This is a genomic window from Micromonospora sp. RB23, from assembly GCF_053585025.1.
Genome location: NZ_CM132111.1, coordinates 5,467,043 through 5,489,823, shown reverse-complemented (window position 1 = coordinate 5,489,823; position 22,781 = coordinate 5,467,043). Strand labels below are relative to the sequence as shown.

The 22,781-nt window shown below is 74.4% G+C and carries 11 protein-coding genes; 6 read left to right on the top strand and 5 right to left on the bottom strand.

The window, feature by feature from the left end; all coding sequences use genetic code 11:
• The first annotated feature begins 125 nt into the window (after window positions 1-125).
• Together ACTFTM_RS24845 and ACTFTM_RS24840 are read left to right on the top strand one after the other, a co-directional pair.
• Window positions 126-1,775: an AMP-binding protein gene (locus ACTFTM_RS24845; protein ID WP_449562860.1), complete on the top strand. Its 1,650-nt coding sequence runs from the start codon at window positions 126-128 to the stop codon at window positions 1,773-1,775.
• Window positions 1,776-1,778: 3 nt separating this feature from the next.
• The gene (locus ACTFTM_RS24840) at window positions 1,779-3,587 is read left to right on the top strand and encodes a BTAD domain-containing putative transcriptional regulator (RefSeq protein ID WP_449562859.1); all 1,809 of its coding nucleotides are present in this window, start codon (window positions 1,779-1,781) and stop codon (window positions 3,585-3,587) included.
• A gap of 20 nt (window positions 3,588-3,607) precedes the next feature.
• Here ACTFTM_RS24840 and ACTFTM_RS24835 read toward each other — a convergent pair whose 3' ends face one another.
• Genes ACTFTM_RS24835 through ACTFTM_RS24820 form a run of 4 tightly spaced genes read right to left on the bottom strand, consistent with a single transcriptional unit; the run spans window position 3,608 to window position 13,530 of the window.
• Window positions 3,608-4,291, bottom strand: coding sequence for an aspartate/glutamate racemase family protein (locus ACTFTM_RS24835; protein ID WP_449562858.1), 684 nt, complete (start codon window positions 4,289-4,291; stop codon window positions 3,608-3,610).
• Window positions 4,292-4,296: 5 nt separating this feature from the next.
• The gene (locus ACTFTM_RS24830) at window positions 4,297-11,523 is read right to left on the bottom strand and encodes an amino acid adenylation domain-containing protein (RefSeq protein WP_449562857.1); all 7,227 of its coding nucleotides are present in this window, start codon (window positions 11,521-11,523) and stop codon (window positions 4,297-4,299) included.
• 1 nt (window position 11,524) lies between these two features.
• A complete protein-coding gene (locus ACTFTM_RS24825; RefSeq protein WP_355246306.1) occupies window positions 11,525-11,746 on the bottom strand; it encodes an MbtH family protein in 222 nt (73 codons plus the stop codon).
• Window positions 11,743-13,530, bottom strand: a complete 1,788-nt coding sequence (locus ACTFTM_RS24820; RefSeq protein ID WP_449562856.1) for a non-ribosomal peptide synthetase — start codon at window positions 13,528-13,530, stop codon at window positions 11,743-11,745. Before ACTFTM_RS24820 ends, ACTFTM_RS24825 begins: the two co-directional genes overlap by 4 nt.
• 151 nt (window positions 13,531-13,681) lie before the next feature.
• On the opposite strand from ACTFTM_RS24820, the gene ACTFTM_RS24815 reads away from it, so the two are divergent.
• The 4 genes from ACTFTM_RS24815 to ACTFTM_RS24800 are packed head-to-tail and all read left to right on the top strand — an operon-like array spanning window position 13,682 to window position 19,452.
• A complete protein-coding gene (locus ACTFTM_RS24815) occupies window positions 13,682-15,205 on the top strand; it encodes a lyase family protein (protein WP_449562855.1) in 1,524 nt (507 codons plus the stop codon).
• 4 nt (window positions 15,206-15,209) lie between these two features.
• A complete protein-coding gene (locus tag ACTFTM_RS24810) occupies window positions 15,210-16,145 on the top strand; it encodes a GHMP family kinase ATP-binding protein (RefSeq protein WP_449562854.1) in 936 nt (311 codons plus the stop codon).
• Window positions 16,145-18,418: a pyridoxal-phosphate dependent enzyme gene (locus ACTFTM_RS24805; protein WP_449562853.1), complete on the top strand. Its 2,274-nt coding sequence runs from the start codon at window positions 16,145-16,147 to the stop codon at window positions 18,416-18,418. The genes ACTFTM_RS24810 and ACTFTM_RS24805 overlap by 1 nt, the downstream gene beginning before the upstream one ends.
• A complete protein-coding gene (locus ACTFTM_RS24800; RefSeq protein ID WP_449562852.1) occupies window positions 18,415-19,452 on the top strand; it encodes a GntG family PLP-dependent aldolase in 1,038 nt (345 codons plus the stop codon). Before ACTFTM_RS24805 ends, ACTFTM_RS24800 begins: the two co-directional genes overlap by 4 nt.
• Here ACTFTM_RS24800 and ACTFTM_RS24795 read toward each other — a convergent pair.
• Window positions 19,439-22,552, bottom strand: coding sequence for an amino acid adenylation domain-containing protein (locus ACTFTM_RS24795; protein WP_449562851.1), 3,114 nt, complete (start codon window positions 22,550-22,552; stop codon window positions 19,439-19,441). The two genes, ACTFTM_RS24800 and ACTFTM_RS24795, sit on opposite strands and share 14 nt — an antisense overlap.
• Window positions 22,553-22,781 lie beyond the last annotated feature (229 nt).

Genomic DNA, 22,781 nt, shown 5'->3' with positions numbered 1-22,781 from the left:
GCTGCGGGTTTGCTGTGTGTAACCGCGGTTTTCGGGGACGCGACAGCCGCGGTTCCGGGTGGTAGCTTCGCCCGCAGACACATCTCATGTGGACGTGACGGGGCATGGCCGGGAGGCGACCGAACATGTGGGATTCATTGGCACCTGTCGACAGGCAACAGGCCGAGGAGTACGTCGCGGCGGGTTGGTGGCGGTCGGAGACGTTCCTCGACGACCTCGCCGTGGCGGCGCGCGACCGCCCGGACCACCCGGCGATCATCACGTACGAGGGTGGCGAGCACGCGCGCACGCTGACGTACGCGGAGCTGGCCACCATGGTCGCCCGGTTCGCCGGCGCGCTGCGGTCACTCGGGGTGGGTCGGGGCGACGTGGTGATGATCTACCTGCCGAACCGGTGGGTGCTCACCCCGCTCTACCTGGCCTGCAACCAGATCGGGGCGGTCAGCTCGCCGGGCTTCCCGATGCTGAGCACCCGTGAGCTGCGCCAGGTCCTGGAGTCGACCGGCGCCCGGGTCTGCATCACCCTGGACACCTTCGCCGGCACCGACTACGCCGCGCGACTCGCCGAGCTGGACGTGCCGACGCTGGAGCACCGGGTGGTGATCGGCGACGCCGCCCGGGTCGGCGCGATCGACTTCCAGGAGGTGTTCGTCGACACCCCGTGGGAGGAACGCCTCCCGGACGACGGGACGGACGCCCTCGGCCCCGACGAGCCGGCCCTGGTGCTGCACACCTCGGGCACCACCGGGCCGATGAAGGGCGTCGTGCACAGCCAGAACACCATGTACGCGTGTGTCCGCGCGTCGGCGGAGCCACTCGGCCTCGCCTCGGACGAGGTGGTGCTGCTGCCCAGCGTGCTCACCCACATGGCCGGGGTCACGCACGCGGTCTACCTCCCCGTCCATCTGGGCTGCACCGCTGTGGTGATGGACTCCGGCGACGACATGGCGTTGATGGTCGCGCTGATCGCCCGGCACGGTGGCACCTTCGTGTACGCCGCGCCCGGCTTCGTCATCGGCATGCTCGCCGCCCAACGGCGCGCGCCCGTGCGGACGCCGACCCTGCGCCAGATCGTCTCCGGTTCGGCGCCGATCGCGCCGCAGCTCATCGCCGACGTGCGGGAGGCGTTCGGGGTGCCGATGCGGGCGCTGTGGGGAATGACCGAGAACGGCGCGGTCACCGTGACGCGGCTGGACGACCCGGACGACTGGGCGGCGCACAGCGACGGCCGTCCGGTGCCGTGGATGCAGGTGCGGATCGACACCGACCCCGGCGAGGAGGCCGGCCGGCTGTACGCCCGGGGCGCCTCCCAGTGCCTGGGTTACCTCAACCAACGCGAGCTGTACGAGTCGCTGCTCGACGACGACGGCTGGTTCGACACCGGCGACCTGGCCCGCGACGACGGCCGGGGCGGCATCCGGATCACCGGGCGACGGGTCGACCTCATCACGCGGGCGAACAGTCTGCGGGTGTCCACGCTCGACATCGAGGCGGTGTTGCAACGGCACCCGCACGTGGTGGAGGCCGTCCTGGTCGGCTACCCGGACCCGGCCGTACCCGGGGCGGACCTGGTCTGCGCCGTGGTGATCCCCGGGGGTGGCGACACCCCGACGCTCGCCGGCCTGCACGACTACCTGGAAGCCGAGGGCGTGGCACGGGTGCTCTGGCCGGACCGGCTCCAGTTCGTCCGCATCCTGCCCAAGAACGCGCTCGGCAAGCCGCTGCGGCATCCGCTGCGTCAGCGCCTGGAGATCGCGGCGTCGGCCCGGAGCTGACCGGTGCGCTTCCGGATCCTCGGACCCCTCGAGATCTCCGGCGCCGGGCACACTCTGACGGTCACCGCGGCACGCCAGCGGGTGGTGCTCGGCACGCTGCTGCTCGACGCGAACTGCGTGGTCTCCACCGCGCAGCTCGCCGACGCGCTGTGGGACGACGCTCCGCCGAGCACCGCCCGTGGTCAGGTGCAGATCTGCGTGTCGGCGCTGCGCAAGACGCTCACCCGGCTCGGCCTGCCGGACCGGATCGTCACCCGCCCGCCCGGCTACCTGATCGAGGTGGCCGACGGCGAGATGGACCTGCACTACTTCGACCGGCTGGTGCTGGCCGGGCAGCAGGCGCTGGCCGGGTCGCGGCTCGACGACGCCGCGGAAGCTTTCAGCGCGGCCCTCGCGCTGTGGCGTGGGTCCGCGCTGGCTGGCGTGGAGAGCCCGGCGGTGCGGGCCGCCGCGACCCGGCTCGACGAGCGGCGGCTCGCCGTCACCGAGGACTGGCTCGACGTCGAACTGCACCGCGGGCGGCATCAGCACGTGGTCGGTGAGCTGCGGGAACTCCTCGTCGCCCATCCGCTGCGGGAACGGCTGCACGCGCAGCACATGCGGGCGCTCTCGGGGGCGGGTCGGCCGGCCGAGGCGCTGGCCGCGTACCGGTCGGCCCGGCGGACGTTCCTCGACGAGCTGGGCTTGGAGCCCGGCGGCGAACTGCGTCGCCTGGAGCGGGCGATCCTCACCGACGGCCGGGCCGACGAACCGGCCGACGACGCGGTCACGCCGCCGGCGGTGCCTCGGCTGCTCCCCGCCGACCCCGCCGAACTCACCGGGCGGGACGAGGCCCTGGGTGTGGTCTGTCAGGCGTTGGGCGACGATGGCGGAACGTCGGTGCCGGTGGTGGCGATCTCCGGCCCGGTGGGCGTCGGGAAGTCGACCCTCGCGGTCCGCGCCGCGCACGCGCTCGCGCCGGCGTACCCGGATGGGCAGCTGTACCTGCGGCTGCTCGACGCCGACGGTCGTCCGGTGCCGCCGGAGGCCGCCCTGGAGCGGTTCCTGCGTGCGCTCGGCCTGTCCGGCGACGCCGTCCCGAGCGGCCTGGACGAGCGGGCCGAGCGGTACCGGGACCGGATCGCCGGCCGGCGCGTGCTCGTCGTCCTCGACGACGTGACCCACGAGCGGCAGGTGCTGCCGTTGCTGCCGGGCGCCACCGGCGCGGGCGTGCTCGTCACCAGCCGGCGGCGCCTCACCGGCCTGACCGGCGCGTGCCTGGTCCACCTCGACCCGCTCGGCGTGGAGGACTCGGTACGGCTGCTCGCGACCGCGCTGGGCCGGCCCCGGCTGGCGGCCGACCCGGCCGGCGCGGCGGCGTTGGCCGTGCTCTGCGACGGGCTGCCGCTGGCGCTGCGGATCGCGGCCGCCCGGCTCGCCGCGCGGCCCCACTGGACGGTCGCCCAGCTCGCCGGCCGCCTCCGCGACGAGAGCCGCCGCCTCGACGAGCTGAGCTTCGGTGGGCTCGACGTACGGGCCCGGCTCGCCACCAGCTACGCGACGCTCTCCCCGGCGGCGCGGCTGCTGTTCCGGTCACTGGGCGCGCTGCCCGACGCGGATCTGCCGCTCGCGCTCACCGGCCGGCTGCCGGGGTTCGCGGGCGGGTCCGTCGAGGACGCCGTCGAGGAGCTGGTCGACGCCCAGCTCGTCGAGGTCCGGCCACGGCACGCGAGCCCGCCTCGGTATCGCCTCACCGGACTGGTGCGGCTCCACGCCGCCGAGCTGTCGGCCACCGGCGAGCCCGTGCCACACAGCCCCGCCGAGTCGGCCTGAGCCAGCCCGGCGGCCACCGGTCAGCGTCCGTTGCGTACCGGTGTCGGGCGGCGGGCCAGCACCGCGTCGGCCAGTACCTCGGTCACGTCGACCAGCGGCAGTGGCCCGGCCCCGCCGAGCGGCGCGATCACCGGCAGCTCCGTGCAGGCCAGGACCACACAGTCGGCGTCGCTCGGCCACGGCCCGTCCGCGATCAGTTCGGCCAGGCTGGCGCGCAGCGTCTCGACCGGCGCACCCCGCTTCACCCCGTCGATCAACCCGTCGAGCCGGTGCTGCGCCGCCGCCGTCGGGTACAGCGGCCGGGTTCCGGCGGTCAGGTGCGGCTCGTACAGCCGTAGTCGGGCGGTCGGTGCCGTGGCCAGGAAGACCGGCCGGCGCAGTCCCCGCCCGGCCAGTGCCGCGCCCACCTCGGCCAGCAGGTCCAGCACCGGTACGGCCACCGCCCGGGCCACGTCGTCCCGGAAGGCGTGCGTGGTCGCCGACGGGATGACCACCGCGTCCACCCCGGCGGCCTCCAGGTGCTTGGCCGCCCGCAGCAGCGCCGGCACCGGGCTGGGCCCGACACCGCGCAGGTACGCGATGCGGCTCGGCACCCGCTCGGCGACGAGCACCACCTCCAGGTGCTCGTCGTCCTCCACGGCCGGGGTGAGCTGGATGAGGCGCTGGTAGAAGTGGGCGACGGCCAGCGGGCCGACCCCTCCCACCACGCCTAGTCGGCGGATGTCCAACCCCGCTCCCGCAACACGTCGGCGATCCGGGCCGCCAGCACGGCCGCGTGTGGCGCGTACACCAGGTCGTGGTGGTTTCCCGGCACCGGCACCACGTAGACCGCCCCCCGGGTGCGTGCCCGCCAGCTCGCCGGGTTGACCGGTGGGTTCGTCAGCGTGGGATGCCTCTCGGTGGCCGTGAACAGGTGGATCGGGGCGCGGATCGGCGCGCGGGGCGCGTACCGGTCGGCAGCCCGGCCGTTCGCGGTGAACACCGCCACCATCCGGCGCAGCGTCGCGGTGTCCGCGCCGCGCGGAACCCGACCCCGCCGCTGCGCGTCGCGCAGCAGGATGGCCAGCGCCTCCTGCTCCTCGGCGGCGGCCAGCTCGGCGACCTGCGCCGGGTCCAGTTCGGCGATCAACCCGTAGCGTTCCAGCTCGCTGCGCCCGGTGAACCAGGGCTCCAACTCCTCCCGCCCGAAGGCCCGCGCGTCCAGGACGCCGAGGAAGTCGACAGTCTCGCCGGCCGCCTCCAGAAGGGACGCCATCTCGAAGGCCACGTTGCCGCCGAAGGACCAACCGGCCAGCCGGTACGGCCCATCCGGCACCGCTGCCCGGACCTCCTCGACGTACCGCTGGGCCATCTCCTCGATGGCCGCCAACGGCCGATCGTCGGTGTTGTAGCCGACCGCCTCGATGCCCTGCACCGCGCACACGCCGGCCAGTTCCCGGGCGAGCTGCGCGTAGCAGGCCACGTCGCCGCCCTGCGGATGGACCAGGAACAGCGGCGGCGGCGTGGTCGGCCCGTCGGCCAGCGGAACGAGCAACCGGTCGGTGGTGGCCGATGCGCTGCCCAGCACCGCGGCGAGCCGTTCCACGGTGGGGTGGGTGAAGACCACGCTGAGCGGCACGGCGACGTCCAACTCGACGCGGATCGCCTCGACGAGGTCCACCGCCCGCAGCGAGTGGCCGCCGACGGCGAAGAAGTCGTCGCGTACGCCGATCGGGCCGTGACCCAGCACCCGTTCCCAGATCCGTACCAGGGCCAGCTCCAGGATGTCGCGCGGGGGCAGCGCGTCGGCGCGGGCCACCGGCGCCGGTGCCGGGAGCCGGGAGCGGTCCAGCTTGCCGTGCGGGGTCAGCGGCAGCGCGTCCAGCGCCGTCAGGCGGGCCGGCACGGACTGCTCGGGCAGCGTGTCGGCGAGCTGGTCGCGCAGCCCGCCCAGGTCGACGTCGGGGCCGGCCACGACGTAGCCGGCCAGCTCCCCGTCGTGTACGGCCGCCGCCGCGGCGCGGACACCCGGGCAGGCGGCCAGCGCGGCCTCGACCTCGCCCAGCTCCACCCGCACGCCGCGGATCTTCACCTGCTGGTCCCGACGGCCGTGGAAGACCAGCCGGCCGTCGGCACGCCAGCGGACCAGGTCGCCGGTGCGGAACAGCCGGCCACCGGGTGGCCCGAACGGGTCCGGGACGAACCGCTGCGCCGTCAACCCGGGGGCCCGCTGGTAGCCCCGGGCCAGCCCCGGCGAGCCGAGGTACAGCTCGCCCAGCGCGCCCGGAGGCAGCAGCTCACCGCGCTGACCGAGGACGTGACAGCGCACGTACGGGATGGGCCGTCCGATCGGCACCGCGCCGACCTCGTCACCCACCTGGTGGTACGTCGAGGTCATCGTGGCCTCGGTCGGGCCGTACTGGTTGACGAGCGCGATGCTCGGGGAGAGCCGCCGGGCGGCGCGGACGTGCTGGCTGCCCAGCGCCTCGCCGCTGACCAGGCCGAGACGCACCGACCCCGCCGCGCCCGGCCTCCCGGCGGCGGTGGCCAGCGCGGTCAGCATCGGCGGCACCAGTGTCAGCAGCGCCGTCACCCGGTGCCGCTCGATCGCGGCCAGCAGGGCGTACGGGTCGCGCGTTGCGCCATCCGGTGGCAGCACCACCCGTCCGCCGACCACCAGCGGGCCGAAGATGTCCCGGATGGACGCGTCGAACGAGATCGCCGCCAGTTGCAGCACCACGTCCCGGTCGGTCAACCCGATCGGCCCACTCAGGTACGCCAGGAAGTTCGCGATGCCCCGGTGCGGGGTCGGTACGCCCTTCGGCGCCCCTGTCGACCCCGAAGTGTAGTAGATCGCGGCCCGGTCGTCGGGGTGCGGCACGTGCTGAGGACCGGTGGCCGGTTCGGCGAGCACCGCAGGCCACTCCTCGTCCAGGAGGTGGACCGGTACGCCCTCGGTGGCGGCGGCCGGCCCGCGTCGGGCCAGCGCGTCGCGGCAGGTCAGGATCAGCCGGGGCGCGCTGTCCGCGACGAGGTGGGTGAGCCGCCCGGGTGGGGCGGTCGGGTCCAGCGCGACGTACGCGCCACCCGAGCGCAGCACACCGAGCAGCGCCACCACGAGGTCGATCGAGCGGGGCAGCGCCACACCGACCACGACGTCCGGGCCGACGCCGCGTCGACGCAGCCAGTGGGCCAGCCGGTTGGCCCGCCCGTCCAGCTCGGCGTAGGTCAGCTCCTGCGCGGTGGTGGGCGCGTCGTCGGGGGGCGCGGCCAGGCACACCGCGACGGCGTTCGGGGTGCGCGCCGCCTGCCGCGCCACCAGCTCCGGCAGCGACGGCCGCTCCGGCGCCGGCTCGCCGAGCCCGCTCCACCGCACGAGGAGCCGCCGCTCGTCGGCCGTCGGGCCCAGCTCGGACAGCCGCCGGTCCGGCTCGGCCACCACCGCCTCCACCGTCCGCGCGTACGCGGCGGCGAACGCCTCGACGGTCGCCGCGTCGTACAGGTCGGTGGCGTACTCCACGGTGCCGCGCAGCCCGTCGGGGCTGTCGACCACCGACACGTTCAGGTCGTACTTCGCGCCGCCCGGGCCGAGGTCCATCGTGTCCACGCTGACCCCGGGCAGCCGCAGCGCCGCGCCGTCGCGCTCCTCCGGACGGAAACCCACCTGGAACAGTGGGTTGCGCGACGGGTCCCGGGCGACCCGAAGCTCCTCGACCAGCCGCTCGAACGGCACGTCGCGGTGCGAGAAGTCGGTGGCGGCGGCCCGGCGCACCCGATCCAGCAGCCCGGCGAAGGTCGGGTCACCGCCGACGTCGCCGCGCAGCACCAGGGTGTTCACGAAGCAGCCGACCACCGGCTCCAGTTCGGCGTCGTCCCGGCCGGCCACCGGCGTGCCCACCACCACGTCGTCCTGCCCGGTGAAGCGGGCGAGCACGACCTGGAAGGCGGCGAGCAGCGCCATGAAGGTCGTCGCGCCGCAGCGCCGGGCCAGGTCCCGTACCGCCCGCGCGGTCTCGCCGGAGAGCGCGAAGTCCACCCGGTCACCCCGCCCCGACCAGGTGGCCGGCCGGGGCCGGTCGGTGGGCAGGGAGCAGTGCGGCAGATCGGCGAGTCGGACCCGCCAGTGCTCGAGCTGGTCGGCGAACGCCGCCGGGCCGCGCTGCTGCTGCCAGTAGGCGTGGTCGGCGTACGTCAGCGGCAGCTCCGGCAGCTCCGGCGTCCGGCCGGCGACGAGGGCCGAATATGCGGTGCCGACCTCCCGCCACAGCACACCGAGCGACCAGCCGTCCACCGCCGCGTGGTGCAGCACCAGCACCACCGTGTGATCGTCGTCGGCGACCCGCACGATCCGCGCACGGGCCTGCGGGCCGCTCGCCAGGTCGAACGGTCGGGTGGCGTCCTCACTGGCGAGCCGGAGCACGGTGGAATCGTCGACGCCGGGCAGGTCGGTGTGGACCACCTCGCACGGCGGGCCGGGGACCTGCCGGTCACCCACGCCGTCCGCGACGAACCGGGCGTTCAGCGCGTCGTGCCGGGCCAGCACCGTGCGCAGCGCCCCGGCCAGCGCCGACGTCGACAGCGGTCCGCGCAGGCGCAGCACGCTCGGCACCAGATAGCTGCCGTCGCCGGGGTTGAGGCGGTCGAGGAACCACAGCCGGCGCTGCGCGTACGACAGCGGGGCGACCGCCCCGGCCGGCCGGACGGTCAGCGGCGGACGGTCGGCGGCGGCCGTGGTGGCGGCGGCCGTGGTGGCCCCGGCCTGGTCGCCGCCGGGCGCGGCGGCCCCGGCGGTCAGCGTGGCGGCCAGGTCGGCCGGGGTCGGGTGGGCGAACAGGGTCCGCAGGGACACATCCACGCCGGTCGCCGCACGGAGCCGGGACGCCACCTGCAACGCCCGCAGCGAATGCCCTCCGAGCTGGAAGAAATCGTCGCGTACGCCGATCCCGTCCCGGCCGAGCACCGCCGTCCAGGTGTCCACCACGAGGCGTTCCAGGTCGGTCCGTGGCGCGAGGTGTCCGGGCCCGGCCGGGCGTACGTCCGGTGGGGGCAGCGCGGCGCGGTCCACCTTGCGGTTGGGGCTGAGCGGCAGCTCCGGCAGCTCGACCAGCAGGCTGGGCACGAACGCGTCGGGCAGGGTGCGGCGCAGGTACGCCCGCAGCGTCGCCACCTCCAGCGGCGCGTCGCGCCACACCACGTACCCGACGAGCTGCCGGTCGGCGTCCTCGCCCCAGGTGGTCACCGCCGCGCCGGCCACCGCCGGGTGGGCGGACAGCGCGGCCTCCACCTCACCCAGCTCGATCCGGTTGCCGCGCACCTTGACCTGCGTGTCCGCCCGCCCGACGAACTCGATCGTCCCGTCCGGGCGCAGTCGGGCCAGGTCGCCGCTGCGGTAGAGCCGGCCGCCGGAGCCGAACGGGTCCGGTAGGTACCGCTCGGCGGTCAGCCGGGGTTGCCCGGCGTACCCGCGACCGACCCCCACCCCGCCCACGTACACCTCGCCGATGACTCCGACCGGGACCGGACGCAGGGCCTGGTCCAGCACGTACACCGTGTTGTTGGGCAGTGGCCGACCGATCGGCATCGGCCGGTCCGGCCGGACCGCGTGCACCTCGTACGCCGTGCACCACACCGTCGTCTCGGTCGGCCCGTACAGGCACCAGAACCGGGACACCCGGCCGAGCAGCGCGGCGGCCAGCGTGCTCGGCACCGTTTCGCCGGACGCGCCGGCGCGCAGGTCCCCGCCGGTCCAGCCGGCGTCGACGAGCATCCGCCACATCGTCGCCGTGGTCTGCATGACGGTGGCCCCGCCGTCGGCCAGCAGCGCGCCGAGCGCCACGCCGTCGGTGGCCGTCCGGCGCGACGCGAGCAGCACCGTCGCGCCGACGGTGAGCGGACTGAGCAGTTCCGGCAGCGACAGGTCGAAGGCGTGCGAGGCGACGGCGGCGACCACGTCGGCCTCGGTGACCTCGAAGAGCCGTACGAACGCCACCGTCAGGTTGACGATGGCCCGGTGCGGCACCATCACGCCCTTGGGTCGCCCGGTGGAGCCCGACGTGTAGATCAGGTAGGCCAGGTCGTCGGCGGTCGTGGCGGTGGCCGGTGGTGTGTCGGGCAGCCCGGCGAGCCGGTCGTCCGCCCGGTCCAGGCGCAGCAGCGGTGGGCCGGGCGGGGCGCCGAGACGGTCCCACACGTCGCCGGTGGTCACCAGCAGCCGGGCCGCGCTGTCGGTGAGGACGTGCCGGACCCGGTCGGCCGGATGGTCCGGGTCGACCGGCACGTACGCGCCGCCGGCCTTGAGGACGGCGACCAGCGCGACGACCAGCTCGGGCGTGCGGTCCAGGCAGACGCCCACCGTGACGTCGGGGCCGACGCCGTGGTCGACGAGCAGGTGCGCCAGGCGGTTGGCGCGGCGCTCCAGCTCGCCGTAGGTCAGCGGGGCGTCGTCGCAGCGGACGGCGACCGCGTCCGGGGACCGTCGGGCCTGCTCGCCGATCAGGTCGGAGAGCAGCTCGTCGTGCGGGTACGCGGCGGCGGTGTCGTTCCACTCGCCGACGATCCGGTCGTGCTCGGCGGACGGCAACACCGTGAGCGCGGCGACGGGGCTGTCCGGGTGGGCCACCGCGTCGGCGAGCAGGCACAGGTAGCTGTCGACCAGACGCGCCACGGTGGCCGGCTCGAACACGTCGCTGGCGTACTCGACGAACCCGGCGAGCCGGCCGTCGCGGCGGGTCAGCACCAGCTCGACGTCGAACTTGACCGTGCCGGTGCCGACCGGCACCGGCTCGACCACGCAGCCGGGCAGCTCGAACGGGGCGGTCTCCTCGTCCTGCACGGTGAACATGGCCTGGAACAGCGGATTGCGGGACAGGTCCCGGGCCGGGCGCAGCTCCTCGACCAGCCGCTCGAAGGGCACGTCCCGGTGCTCGTGGGCGTCGACGACGGCGTCGCGGACGTCGTGCAGCAGGGACGCGAACGGCCGGTCCGGGCGTACCTGGTTACGGATCACCACGGTGGTGCCGAAGAACCCGACGACCGACTCCAGCTCGGGGTGCTCCCGGTCGGCGAAGAGGGTGCCCACCGCGACGTCGGTACGACCGCTGAACCGGTGCAGCACGGCGGTGAAACCGGCCAGCAGCGCGTGGAACAGCGTCACACCGTGGCGGGTGGCCAGCTCGCGAACACCGTCGGCGAGCGCGTCGGGCACCGCGAAGTCGTACCGGTCGCCCCGGCCCGTGAACACCGGCGGTCGGGGGTGGTCGGCCGGCAGCTCCAACGGCGACAACCCGGCCAGCCGCTGACGCCAGTAGTCGAGCTGCCGGGCCAGTCGTCCGCCGCGCAGCTGTTCGCGTTGGTGGTACGCGTGGTCCACGTACCGCACGGGCAGGTCCGGCAGGGCCGGCACGGTACCCGCCAGCAGAGCCCGGTACGCGGCGGCCAGCTCCGCCCAGAGCAGCGCCATCGACCAGCCGTCGACCGCGATGTGGTGGACCACCAGCACGACGTACCACTCGGTCTCGTCGGCGGTCAGCAGCTCGGCGCGCAGTGGCAGGCCCGCCGCGAGGTCGAAGGGCCGCCGGACCAGTTCCCGGGCCCGGGCCAACGGGTCCTCGACCGTACGGACGGCGACCGGGATCTCGCCCAGCTCGTGCGGCACCGGCCGGGGTCGACCGGCCACCTCCGGGTAGCTGGTGCGCAGCACCTCGTGGCGCTCCATCACGATGCCGAACGCGAGCCGCAGCGCGGCGGCGTCGAGCGGCCCGTGGACCCGCAGCACCTCGGCCACGTTGTAGTCCGGTGCGCCGTCGAGGAACCGGTCGGCCAGCCACACCGACTCCTGGGCGGGCGAGGTGACGAGCTGGTCGTCGGGGCAGCGGGGCAGGGCGGGCGACGGCGCGGCCCGGCTCGCCTCGCGTGCCGCGCGCAGCCGTTGGGCCAGCAGCTCCGCCGTGCTCGACACGTCAGGCCACGTCGTCCGGCGCGCCGTCCAGGTGCCGGCGCAGGCTCGCCGGGCGCATGTCCACCCAGACCCGCTCGACGTGGTCGAGGCACTCCTCGCGGCTGCCGGTGGTGCCCTCGGCCCGCCAACCCGCCGGCACCGGCCGCTCGGCCGGCCAGATCGAGTACTGCTCCTCGTGGTTCACCACGACGCTGTACGACAGCTCGTCGATGTCGCTCGTCACCGCGCTGCTCCCTCCAGGTCCGCCAGCACGAGCCGTTCCAGCTCGGCCGCGGACGCCGCGATCGTCGGGTGGTCGAAGATCAGCCGCAGCGGGATGTCCAGGCCGAACGCCTGCCGCAACCGGCTGAGGACGCGCACGGCGAGCAGCGAGTGCCCACCGGCGGCGAAGAAGTCCGCGTCGACGCCGATCCGGTCGACGCCGAGCACCGCGCACCAGATCTCCGCGACGGTCTCCTCGGTGACCGTCCGGGGCGCCAGCAACGCGCCCTCGTCACCGCCGGGCGCCGGCAGTGCCGCCAGCGCGGCCCGGTCGACCTTGCCGTTGGGGTGCAGGGGCAGCCGGTCGAGCACGTTGAGATGGGTGGGCACGGCGTAGCTGGTCAGCACCGTCCGCAGGTGTGCGCGCACGTCGTCCACCGAGAGGCCGTCGGCCCGTCGGGGCACCAGGTAGGCGGCGAGGTGTTTCGTGCCGGTGCCGAGTGCGAGCACCACCGCGTCGGCGACCTCCGGATGGCCGCGCAGCGCCGTCTCCACCTCGCCCAGCTCGATCCGTACACCACGGATCTTGACCTGGTGGTCGACCCGGTCGACGAACGTCAGCGTCCCGTCCGGACGCTGCGCCCCGCGGTCGCCGGTGCGGTACATCCGGGCGCCGAAGCCGTCCGGGTCGGGCACGAAGGCCGCGGCGGTGCGGCGCGGGTCCCCCTGGTAGCCGCGGGCCAGGCCGACCCCGCCGATGCACAGCTCGCCGACGTCGCCGGCGCGGACCGTCTGGTGCCGGGCGTCGCGCACGGTGACCCGGTTGCCGGTCATGGGCTGGCCGATGGGGACGCTCGCGCCGTCCGCGCGGCCGTCGGCCGGCAGGCAGATGTGGTACGTCGAGTCGATCGACACCTCGGTGGCGCCCCAGGTGTTGTCGAGCGAGACCCCGTCCGGGAACCGCGCGAAGAACCGTCGTACCAGCTCCGGACGCAGCGCCTCGCCGCTGCACAGCACACTGCGCAGGCGGGTCAGCCCGGCCACGTCGGCGTCGGTGAGCGTCTCCAGGAAGAGGTCGAACACGCTCGGCACGAACTGGAGGTGCACGACCTCGTGCCGGATCGCCGCGTCGATGATGGCCCGCGGGTCGCGGTGCGCGCCCGGGGCGAGCATGGCGACCCGACCGCCGACGAGCAGCGGCCAGAGCAGCTCGACCGCCGCGTCGTCGAAGGTCAGCGTGGTCTTCTGCAACACGGTCTCGCCGGGCTGGAGGTGGTGCCGCTCCTGCATCCAGCGCATCCGGTTGGCCCAGCCGCCGTGTGTGCAGGCGACGCCCTTGGGCCGGCCGGTGGAGCCGGAGGTGTAGTAGATCGCGCAGAGCTGGTCCGGGTGCGGCGACGTCGGTTCCAGCGGGGCGCGGTCGGTGGGGGCGGCGTAGGGGACCACCGCGGTCCGGCCGGTGGCCCGTACCTCGTCGACCAGGGCCGGGCCCACCACGCAGACGGTCACGGCGGCGTCGGCCAGGATCGCCTCCCGGCGGGCAGCGGGGGTCTCCGGCTCGATCGGCACGTACGCCCCGCCCGCGCGCAGCACGGCCAGCACGCCGGCCACCATGTGCGCCGACCGGTCCAGGATGAGCCCCACGGGTTGGTCGGCACGGACACCGGCGTCACGCAGCGTGGCTGCCAGGTCGCCCACCCGCCTGTCCAGCGTCGCGTAGTCGAGCGTCCCGTCGTCGTCCACCACGGCCGTCGCCGACGGTGTCCGGTGGGCCTGTCGCGCGAACATCTCGTCCAGTGACGTCACGGCACCTCCTCGCCGCCAGCCACCGTGCCAGAGTCCGCTATCGATGCGCTTTCGCCGCGGTATGTCGCGGACCGGCGAATATCGACAGGGGTTGTCACGTCGCTCCGGGCCTGGGTATGTTTCTGCGGCCGGCGCAACGGGGAGGCCGATCGTGAATACCAGCGCGCCGCCCGGTCTGACCGGGCGGATCGACGAGCCACCCGACCGGCTGCTCCACGACGAGGTGCTGGCGCCGCAGTTCCACTTCGAGGTCGAGCACCTGCTGCCGTCGTACGTGGCGGTCGAGAAGGTCCTGGCGCTGGAATACCAGCGGATGGGGCTCCTCACCGCCGACCAGGCGACAGCCGTGGCGGCCGGCCTGGACAGCGCCGGCCCGACCGCGCTCACCGCCGACCCGGTGGCCAACCTGTCGGATCTCGCGTTCGCCCTGGAGCGGCACGTCGAGGCGGCGCTGACCGAACCGCTACCGCTCTGGCACGTCGACCGCAGCCGCAACGATCTCCAGGCCACCGCGCAGTTGCTGTTCGGCCGGCAGCAGGTGGTGACAGTGGCGCAGGCGCTGCTGGGGCTGGGGGCCGCCCTGCACCGCCGGGCCGGCGCGTACACCACGACGCCGATGCCCGGCTACACCCACTTCCAGGCCGCGCAGGTGATCACGCCGGGCTTCCACCTGGCCGCGTTCTCCGGGCACGTGCTGCACACCCTGCGCCGGCTGCTGAGCACGTACGACGGGATCGACACCTGCCCCCTCGGCGCGGGCGCGATGGCCGGTCAGGACCTCCCGTGGGACCGGGACCGGATGGCCCGGCTGCTCGGCTTCCGGGCGGCCCAGCCGCACGCGCTGACCGCGGTGGCGTCCCGGCGCTGGGTGCTGGAGGTCACCGCCGAGCTGTCCCTGTTCGGCGCGGAGACCAGCCGGTTCGTCACCGACCTGATCACCTGGGGTGGCAGCGACCTGGGCTTTTTGGACCTGCCCGACGAGTTGAGCGGCATCTCCTCGGCCATGCCGCAGAAGAAGAACTTCCCGATCCTGGAACGAATCCGGGGCCGCTCGGCGCACCTGGCCGCCTTCCACACCGACGCGCTGCTCGGGCAGCGCAACACCCCGTACGCCAACCTGGTCGAGGTGTCCAAGGAGGCCGGCACCTACCTGCACTCCGCGATCGGCGCCACCTCGTCGCTGCTACGGCTGCTGACCGCCGTGGTGGACGGTCTGCGCCTGCGCCCCGAGAGGATGCTGGCGGCCTGCGAGCGCGAGTTCCTGGGCGGGTTCGCGCTGGCCAACCTGCTGACCCTGCGCGAGGGCGTGCCGTGGCGGCGGGCCCAGGTGCTCGCCGGCCGGTACGTGGTGGCCGTGGCGTCGGCCGGCCGGGCACCCCGGGACACCGACCCCGAGCTGCTGGCGGCGACCACCGCCGCCGAGGGTTACCGGCTGGTCGACCCGGCGACGCTGCTACGCGAGGCGTTCGACGTGCACGCGGGTCTGGCGGCTCGGCGCACCACCGGCTCGACCCGGCCGTCCGCAGTGGTCGACCTGCTGTCGACGCAGGCGCACGAGTACGACGAGCTGCGGGCGCAGTGGGAGCGACGGGCCGCGACCGACCGGGCCGCGATCGAGGAGACCGACCGGCTGCTGGGGCTGGCCCCGGCCGGCGTGGGCCACGGGATCGGCTGACGACATGGGCGAGGGGGCGTGCACGGCCGATCGGGACGCGCTGCTGGCGGCCACCGGCCGGCTCGGCGTCGGCACGGCGTTCGGCACCTTCGGCGAGCTGTTGCAGGGCGTCCTGCCCGACGCCGACCGGGACTTCCTGGTGACGTTCCCGATGGCCCAGTGGGCGACCGCCACCTTCTGGCCGACGAACGACCTCGACCACATCCGCGTCTTCCCCCGGCACAAGCGCAAGTCGGCCCGGCTGGCGGCCACCATCATGGAGCTGTTCGGCCTGTCCGGCGGCGGTGTGCTGGAGCTGGGCGGCGAGCTGGCCGAGGGCAAGGGCTTCGCCAGCTCGTCGGCGGACCTGGTGGCCACCGCGCGGGCGGTCGGGGACGCGTTCGGCATGCCGCTGAGCGAGCGCACCATCGAGTCGCTGCTGCGCCAGATCGAGCCCTCCGACGGCGTCATGTACGACGGGATCGTCGCCTTCTACCACCGCGAGGTGCGGCTGCGGGAGAGGATCGGCGTCCTGCCCCCGCTCACCGTGGTGGCGCACGACGAGGGCGGCGCGGTCGACACCATCCGCTTCAACCGCATCCCCAAGCCGTTCGACGACGCCGACAAGCAGGAGTACGCGCAGCTGCTCACCGCCCTCACCGCGGCGGTACGCGCCGGTGACCTGCCCGCCGTCGGCCGGGTCACCACCCGCAGCGCCGTCCTGAACGGCAAGCTGCGTCCGCGCCGGCACTTCGACGTGGTGCACCGGCTCTGCCGCGACGTGGAGGGTTACGGCCTGGTCATCGCGCACAGCGGCACCGCCCTCGGCGTCCTGCTCGCCGAGGATGATCCGGAACGCGCCGCGAAGATCGACCACGTACGCCTGGCCTGCGCCGCGCTGCCCGGCCAGGTGACCGTGCACCGGTCGCTCGGCGCCGACGAACTTCCCGGGAGCGGCTGATGCGCTTCGATGCGATCCGCGACGCCATCGGCCACACCCCGCTGGTCCGTCTGCGGATGCCCGACACGCCGGCCGTCGAGGTGTACGCGAAGCTGGAGCTGCAGAACCTGTACGGGATGAAGGACCGGGTCGCCCGCGCGATGATCATCGAGGCACGTCGACTCGGTGTGCTCGCCGACGGCGACCCGGTGGTGGAGAGTTCGTCGGGCACCATGGCCCTCGGCGTGGCCCTGGTCGGCCGCTCGCTCGGGCACCCGGTGCACATCGTCACCGACCCCCGCATCGACCGGGTGACGCTGGCGAAGCTGCGCGCGCTCGGCTGCGAGGTGCACGTCGTGTCGACGATGACCTCGCACGGGTGGCAGAGCGCCCGGATCGAGCGGCTTCAGGAACTACTGGTCGGGCTGCCCGGGGCGTTCTGGCCGCAGCAGTACTCCAACCCGGACAATCCCGGGGCCTACCGGTGGCTGGCCGACGAGTTGCTCGCCGACCTCGGCCCGTTCGACGTGCTGGTCGGCTCGGTGGGCAGCGGCGGGTCGCTCTGCGGCAGCTCCCGGGCGCTGCGCCGACGCCTGCCCGAGCTGCGGGTCGTCGGGGTGGACTGCGTGGGCAGCATGCTGTTCGGTCAGCCGGACCAGCCGGGCCGCCTCCAGAGCGGTCTGGGCAACAGCCTCCTGCCCGCGAACCTGGACCGCCGGCTCATCGACGAGGTGCACTGGCTCAACGACCACGAGGCGTTCGTGGCCACCCGGGAGCTGGCCCGCGAGCAGCAGATCTTCGCCGGCAACACGTCCGGCTCGGTCTACCGGGTGCTGTGCGATGTGGCCCGCCGTACCCCGCCCGGCTCTCGGGTGGTCGGCATCTTCCCCGACCGTGGCGACCGGTACGCCGACACCGTCTACGACGACGACTACTGGGCCGCCACCGGGCTCACCGCGCTGCCGCTGGCCGCCGAGCCGGCCGTCGTCGAGCCGGACACCGTGGTCACCTCGTGGTCACGGGCGGCCCTCGCGCCGCCGGCCGACCGGCGGCACCTGCTCTTCGTCGAATCCAACACCACCGGCACCGGGATGCTCGCCCTGCGCCGCGCCGTCGACCTGGGCTTTCGGCCGGTGCTGCTGACCGCCGACCCGACCCGATACGGCGGACTGGCCCGGACGGGGGCCGAGGTCCTGGTCTGCGACACCGCGTCGGTGCCGGCGCTGCGCGCGTTCGTGCAGGCCCGCTACCGCCGCGAGGAGTTGGCCGGGGTGACGAGCACGAGCGACTTCTTCGTCCCGGCGGTGGCCGAGCTGACCGGCTGGCTCGGGCTGCCCGGCAATCCCGTCGACGCGGTGCTGACCTGCCGGGACAAGGGTCGGCTGCGGGTGGCGCTGGACGCCGCCGGCGTGCGCCAACCCCGCTACGCGATCGTCGAGGAGAGTCCGGCCGCGACACGCGCCGCTCGGGTGGCGGCGGCGGTCGAGCGGGTGGGCCTGCCGTGCGTGGTGAAGCCGGTCGACGACTCTGGGTCCAACGGCGTCCGGCTCTGCGCCACCGTCGCCGAGGCGCTCGCCCAGGCCGAGCGCGTCCTCGCCGTACGCCACAACGTGCGCGGCCTGCCCACCGCCCGGCGGGTGCTGGTGGAGGCGTACCTCGACGGACCGGAGGTGAGCGTGGAACTGTTCGGCACGGGCGAGACCCAGCACTGCCTGGGCATCACCGACAAGCGGGTCGACCCGCCGCCGTACTTCGTGGAGCGGCAGCACGTCTTCCCGGCAGGGCTGCCACCCGAGGCCGCCGCGGAGGTGACCGACCTGGTTCGCCGGGCGCTGACGGCGGTGGGCATGAGCGTCGGCGCGACGCACACCGAGGTGCGGCTCACGCCGGACGGGCCGGCCCTGGTCGAGATCAATCCGCGGCCGGCCGGTGGGATGATCCCCGAACTCATCCGTGCCGCGACGGGCGTGGAACTGCTCGACGCGCAACTGCGCGCGGCGACCGGCCTGCCGGTGACGCTCACCCCCACCAGCAAGGGGTACGCGGGTATCCGCTTCCTCACCGCCGACCGCGCCGGCACCCTGGCCGGCGTGGACGGGGTGGAGGAGGCCGGCCGCTGCCCGGGAGTACGGGGGGTGACGGTCACCGCCGGACCGGGCACGCCGGTCCGGCCGCCGGAGAACGCGTACGACCGGGTGGGGCACCTGATCGCCGTCGGGGACGACGCCGCGCAGGTGCTCGCCGTCCTCGCCGAGGCGGGCGACCTGCTCACGGTGCGGGTGGACGTGCCGTGATCGAGCTGCGCAGCGACACCTTCACCCTGCCCACCCCGGCGATGCGCGACGCGATGGTCCGTGCCCCGCTCGGGGACGACGTGTACGGCGAGGACCCGACCGTCCGTGAGCTGGAGGAGTTGGCCGCCTCCACGCTGGGCAAACAGGCGGCGTGCCTCACCCCCAGCGGCACGATGGCCAACCTGGCGACGATCATGACGCACGCGCCACGCGGCGCGGCCCTGCTCGTGGGGGCGGAGAGCGACATCTACATCTACGAGGCCGGCGGCGCGTCGGTCTGCGGCGGCGTGACCTACCAGCCGGTGCCGAACCAGCCCGACGGCCGTCTGCTGCTGAGCGACCTGGCCGCGGGGTTCCCCGACGACCCCGACGACCCGCAGTTCGCCGTACCCGCGTTGATCTGCCTGGAGAACACGCAGAACCGCTGCGGCGGGAAGATCCTGCCCACGGACTACCTGGCCGAAGTGCGCCGGTTCGCCGACGAGCGCGGCGTGCCGGTGCACCTCGACGGCGCACGGATCTTCAACGCGGCGGTCGGCGCGGGCGTCGACGTCGCGGAGATCGCCCGGTACGCCGACTCGGTGCAGTTCTGCCTCTCCAAGGGGCTCGGCGCGCCGATCGGCTCGATGGTGGTCGGTGCTGCCGACGTCATCGAGCGCGTGCGTCGGGTCCGCAAGATGCTCGGCGGTGGGATGCGCCAGGCGGGCGTCATCGCGGCGGCCGGCATCATCGCGATCCGCGAGCACGGCCGGCTCGCCGAGGACCACGCGAACGCCCGCCGACTCGCCGACGGGTTGGCCACCATCGACGGGATCGAGGTCGATCCGGCGTCGGTGCAGACCAACATCGTCATGTTCCGGGTGCCGGAGCACCGGCTGACCCGCTCGCGGTTCCTCGCCGAGGCCCACGCGGCGGGGGTGGCCCTGGCCGAGTTGGGGCACGGCCGGGTCCGGGCGGTCACCCACTCGGGCGTGACCGGCGCGGACGTCGACCGTGCGCTCACCGTGATCGACGAGGTGCTCAGCCGGCCCTGAGCGCGGCCCGCACCTCGCCGGTCGTGGCGTCCGGGTGGGCCGTCACGACGTCGAGGACGCGGCGCAGGTCGGTCAACAGCCGCCCGCCCTCGGCCGGGCTCACCGCGTCGTCCTCGATCAGCAGGCGGAGCACCAGCTCCGGGGTCGGCTCCACCACCAGGGTCAACGGGTAGCCGGTGCTCTCCACCACGTCGACCGGGGACAGTCCGGCCGGCAGGGGCGGGTGGTTCTGAAAGACCACGATGCTGTGGAACAGCGGTGTGCCCGGCGGCAGTTCGCTGGCGCGGGTGATGTCGGTCAGCGACTGGTGCTCGTACTCCCGGCTGGCGACCTGCTGGGCCTGCACGGCCCGCAGCGTCTCGGCGAAGGGTGCGTCGGGCTCGAACCGCACCCGTAGCGGCACCGTGTTGATCAGCAGGCCGACGATCGCGTCCGCGCCGGGCAGGTCGTCGGGTCGGCCGGCGACCGTCACCCCGACCACCACGTCGTCGCTTTCGGCGTACCCGGCCAGGACCAGCGCCCACGCGCCGAGCGTCACGGCGTACGACGTCACGCCGGCGCTGGCGGCGCGGCCGGTCAGCGCGGCCCGCAGCCGATCGCTGACGGGCAGCCGTGCGACGCGGGTGCCCGGCAACCCCACCTGCCCCGTGACGGTGGGGGAGTCCGCGGTGGCGGCGCCGCCCGGCGCGGGCACCGGCGGCCGGGGCATAGGGGTGGGTGCCCCGAAGCCGGCGAGCAGCCGCTTCCAGTGGTCGGTCGCCCGGTCCGCCTCGGCCAGCCAGCGCAGGTGCCGCCGTGGTGGGATCACCGGCTCGCGTCGCCCGTCCAGCACCTCGGCGAGCAGGATGGCCAGGCTCCACCCGTCGAGCAGCAGATGGTGGAAGGTGAGCACGAGGTCGACGTCCTCTGTCGCCCGGCGGACGAGGGTGAGCCGTACCGGCGGCGCGGCGCCCAGGTCGAACCCGGCGTGGCGCTCGTCGGCCAGCAGCCGTCGCAGGTCGACCGGCCCGTCGAGCACCCGCACGTCGGGTGGATGCCCCTCGTGGACGAGCTGCACCGGCTCCGCGACGTCCTCCCACCGGACGGTCGTGCGCAGCGCCGGATGCCGGTGTACCGCCTCCCGCCACGCGTCCGCCAGCGCGGCCACGTCAACCGGCCGGGTCAGCCGGTAGACGTGCTGCTGGAGGTAGTCCGCCGCACCGGGGGAGAGCAGGGTGTGAAAGAGCATGCCCTCCTGCATGGGGGTCAGCGGGTACCCGTCGACCGGTCGCGCCGGACCGCCCGGCGGACCGCTCAGCAGCGCCGGGTCGACCGGGCAGAGCGCGAACGGCGGGCCGTCCCGCAGCTCCGGCGCCGGACCGGCCACCTGGACGTGCGGCGTGAGCGCGGCGAGCGTCGGGTACGCGAACAGGTGCCGGGTGGTCAACCGGAGCCCGGACCGGCGTGCCAGGGCCACCACCCGCATGGCCAGCACCGAGTCGCCGCCCAGGGCGAAGAAGTCGTCGTCCGGGCCCACCCGGCCCCGCTCGAGCACCTGTGACCAGAGCGCGGCCAGTCGGGCCGGCACCCCGTCGGCTGGCGGCTCCGCCGGCTGCGGCCCGTCGTCGGGTGGCGCGGGCAACGCCCGCCGGTCGGTCTTGCCGCTCGGTGTGACCGGGAGGTGGTCCAGGTGCACGAACAGCGCGGGCACCATGTAGTCGGGCAACCGGCGGGTCAGCCGGGCACGCAGCTCGTCCACCGGGGAACCGGGCGGGGCCACGTACGCGACCAGCTGCGGATGCCCGGAGGCGAGGTGCCGCACGGTCACCGCCGCCTCGCGGACATCCTCGTGCTCCAGCAGCGTCTGCTCGATCTCGCCCAGCTCGACGCGGTTGCCGCGGATCTTGACCTGCCCGTCGCGGCGGCCCACGAAGTCGAACTCGCCGTCGGGTAGCCGGCGGGCCAGGTCGCCGGTGCGGTAGAGCCGGCCGGAGCCGCCCGGGTCGGGCACGAACACCTCGGCCGTCAACGCCGGGCGACGGTGGTAGCCGCGGGCCAGGCCGATCCCACCGATGTACAGCTCGCCGACGACTCCGGTAGGCGTCGGGGTCAGGTGGTCGTCCAGCACGTGCAGGCTGACGTTGGCGATCGGGACGCCGATCGGCACGCTCGTACCCCGCAGCGGCGGCCGGACCCGGTGTGCGGAGACGTCCACCGACGCCTCGGTGGGGCCGTACAGGTTGTGCAGCTCGCCCGGGAGCCGCCGGGTCGCCTCCCGGGCCAGGGCGACCGGCAGGGCCTCGCCGCTGCACATCACGCGTCGTAGCGTCGGCATGGACGGCAGGTCGGGTTCGGCCAGGAACTGCGCCAGCATCGTCGGCACGAAGTGCAGCGTGGTCACGTTCCGCCGGACGACCGTCGCCGCCAGGTAGGCGGGGTCACGGTGCCCGCCCGGACGGGCCAGCGCCAGCCGGGCCCCGGCGACCAGCGGCCAGAAGAACTCCCACACCGACACGTCGAAGCCGTACGGGGTCTTCTGCAGCACCACGTCGTCGGCGCGGAGCCGGTAGGTGTCCTGCATCCAGCGGATCCGGTTGACGATGCCCCGGTGTGGCACGCACACGCCCTTGGGTCGGCCCGTCGAACCGGACGTGTAGATGATGTAGGCGAGGCTGTCCGGTCTGGCGCGCCGGGGCGGTGGGGTGGTCGGTCCCGGCTGCGCCGACCCGTCGTCCACGACGCACCACCGCGCCGGGTCGACGCCGGGAACCCGGTCGAGCAGGTGGCGCTGCGCCAACACCACCGGCGGGTCGGCGTCGTCGAGCTGGTAGCCCAGCCGCTCGGCGGGCAGGTCCGGGTCGAGCGGCACGTACGCGCCGCCGGCGACCAGTACTCCGAGCAGCGCGACGACCAGGTCGACCCCACGTTCGGCGACGACCCCGACCGGAGTGTCCACATCGACCCCGCGAGCGCGCAGGCGGTGGGCGAGCCGGTTGGCACGGGCCACCAGGTCGGCGTAGCGCAGCACCCCGTCGTCGGCCAGCACGGCCACCGCGTCGGGCGTCCGGGCGGCCTGCTCGGTCACCAGGTCGTGCAGGCACGTCTCGTCGGCTCGCGGCACGCCGCTAGTCCAGCACAGCGCGCTGTCGGCGAGCTTTCGATCGGCTATCCCAGGGTCGACGCACAGTGCGACACCGGGGCGTTAGTCGCTAACCGGACAAGACGGTAAAGCCCCTGGTAGAGCACCCTTGAGGCAGGCGAAAGAGGCGGCGGATGTCGGGCCACATCCCCGTCCTCGGGCCCGGCACGGACAGCATGGTCCGGGCCGGTGCCGCGCCCACCCGGTCCGG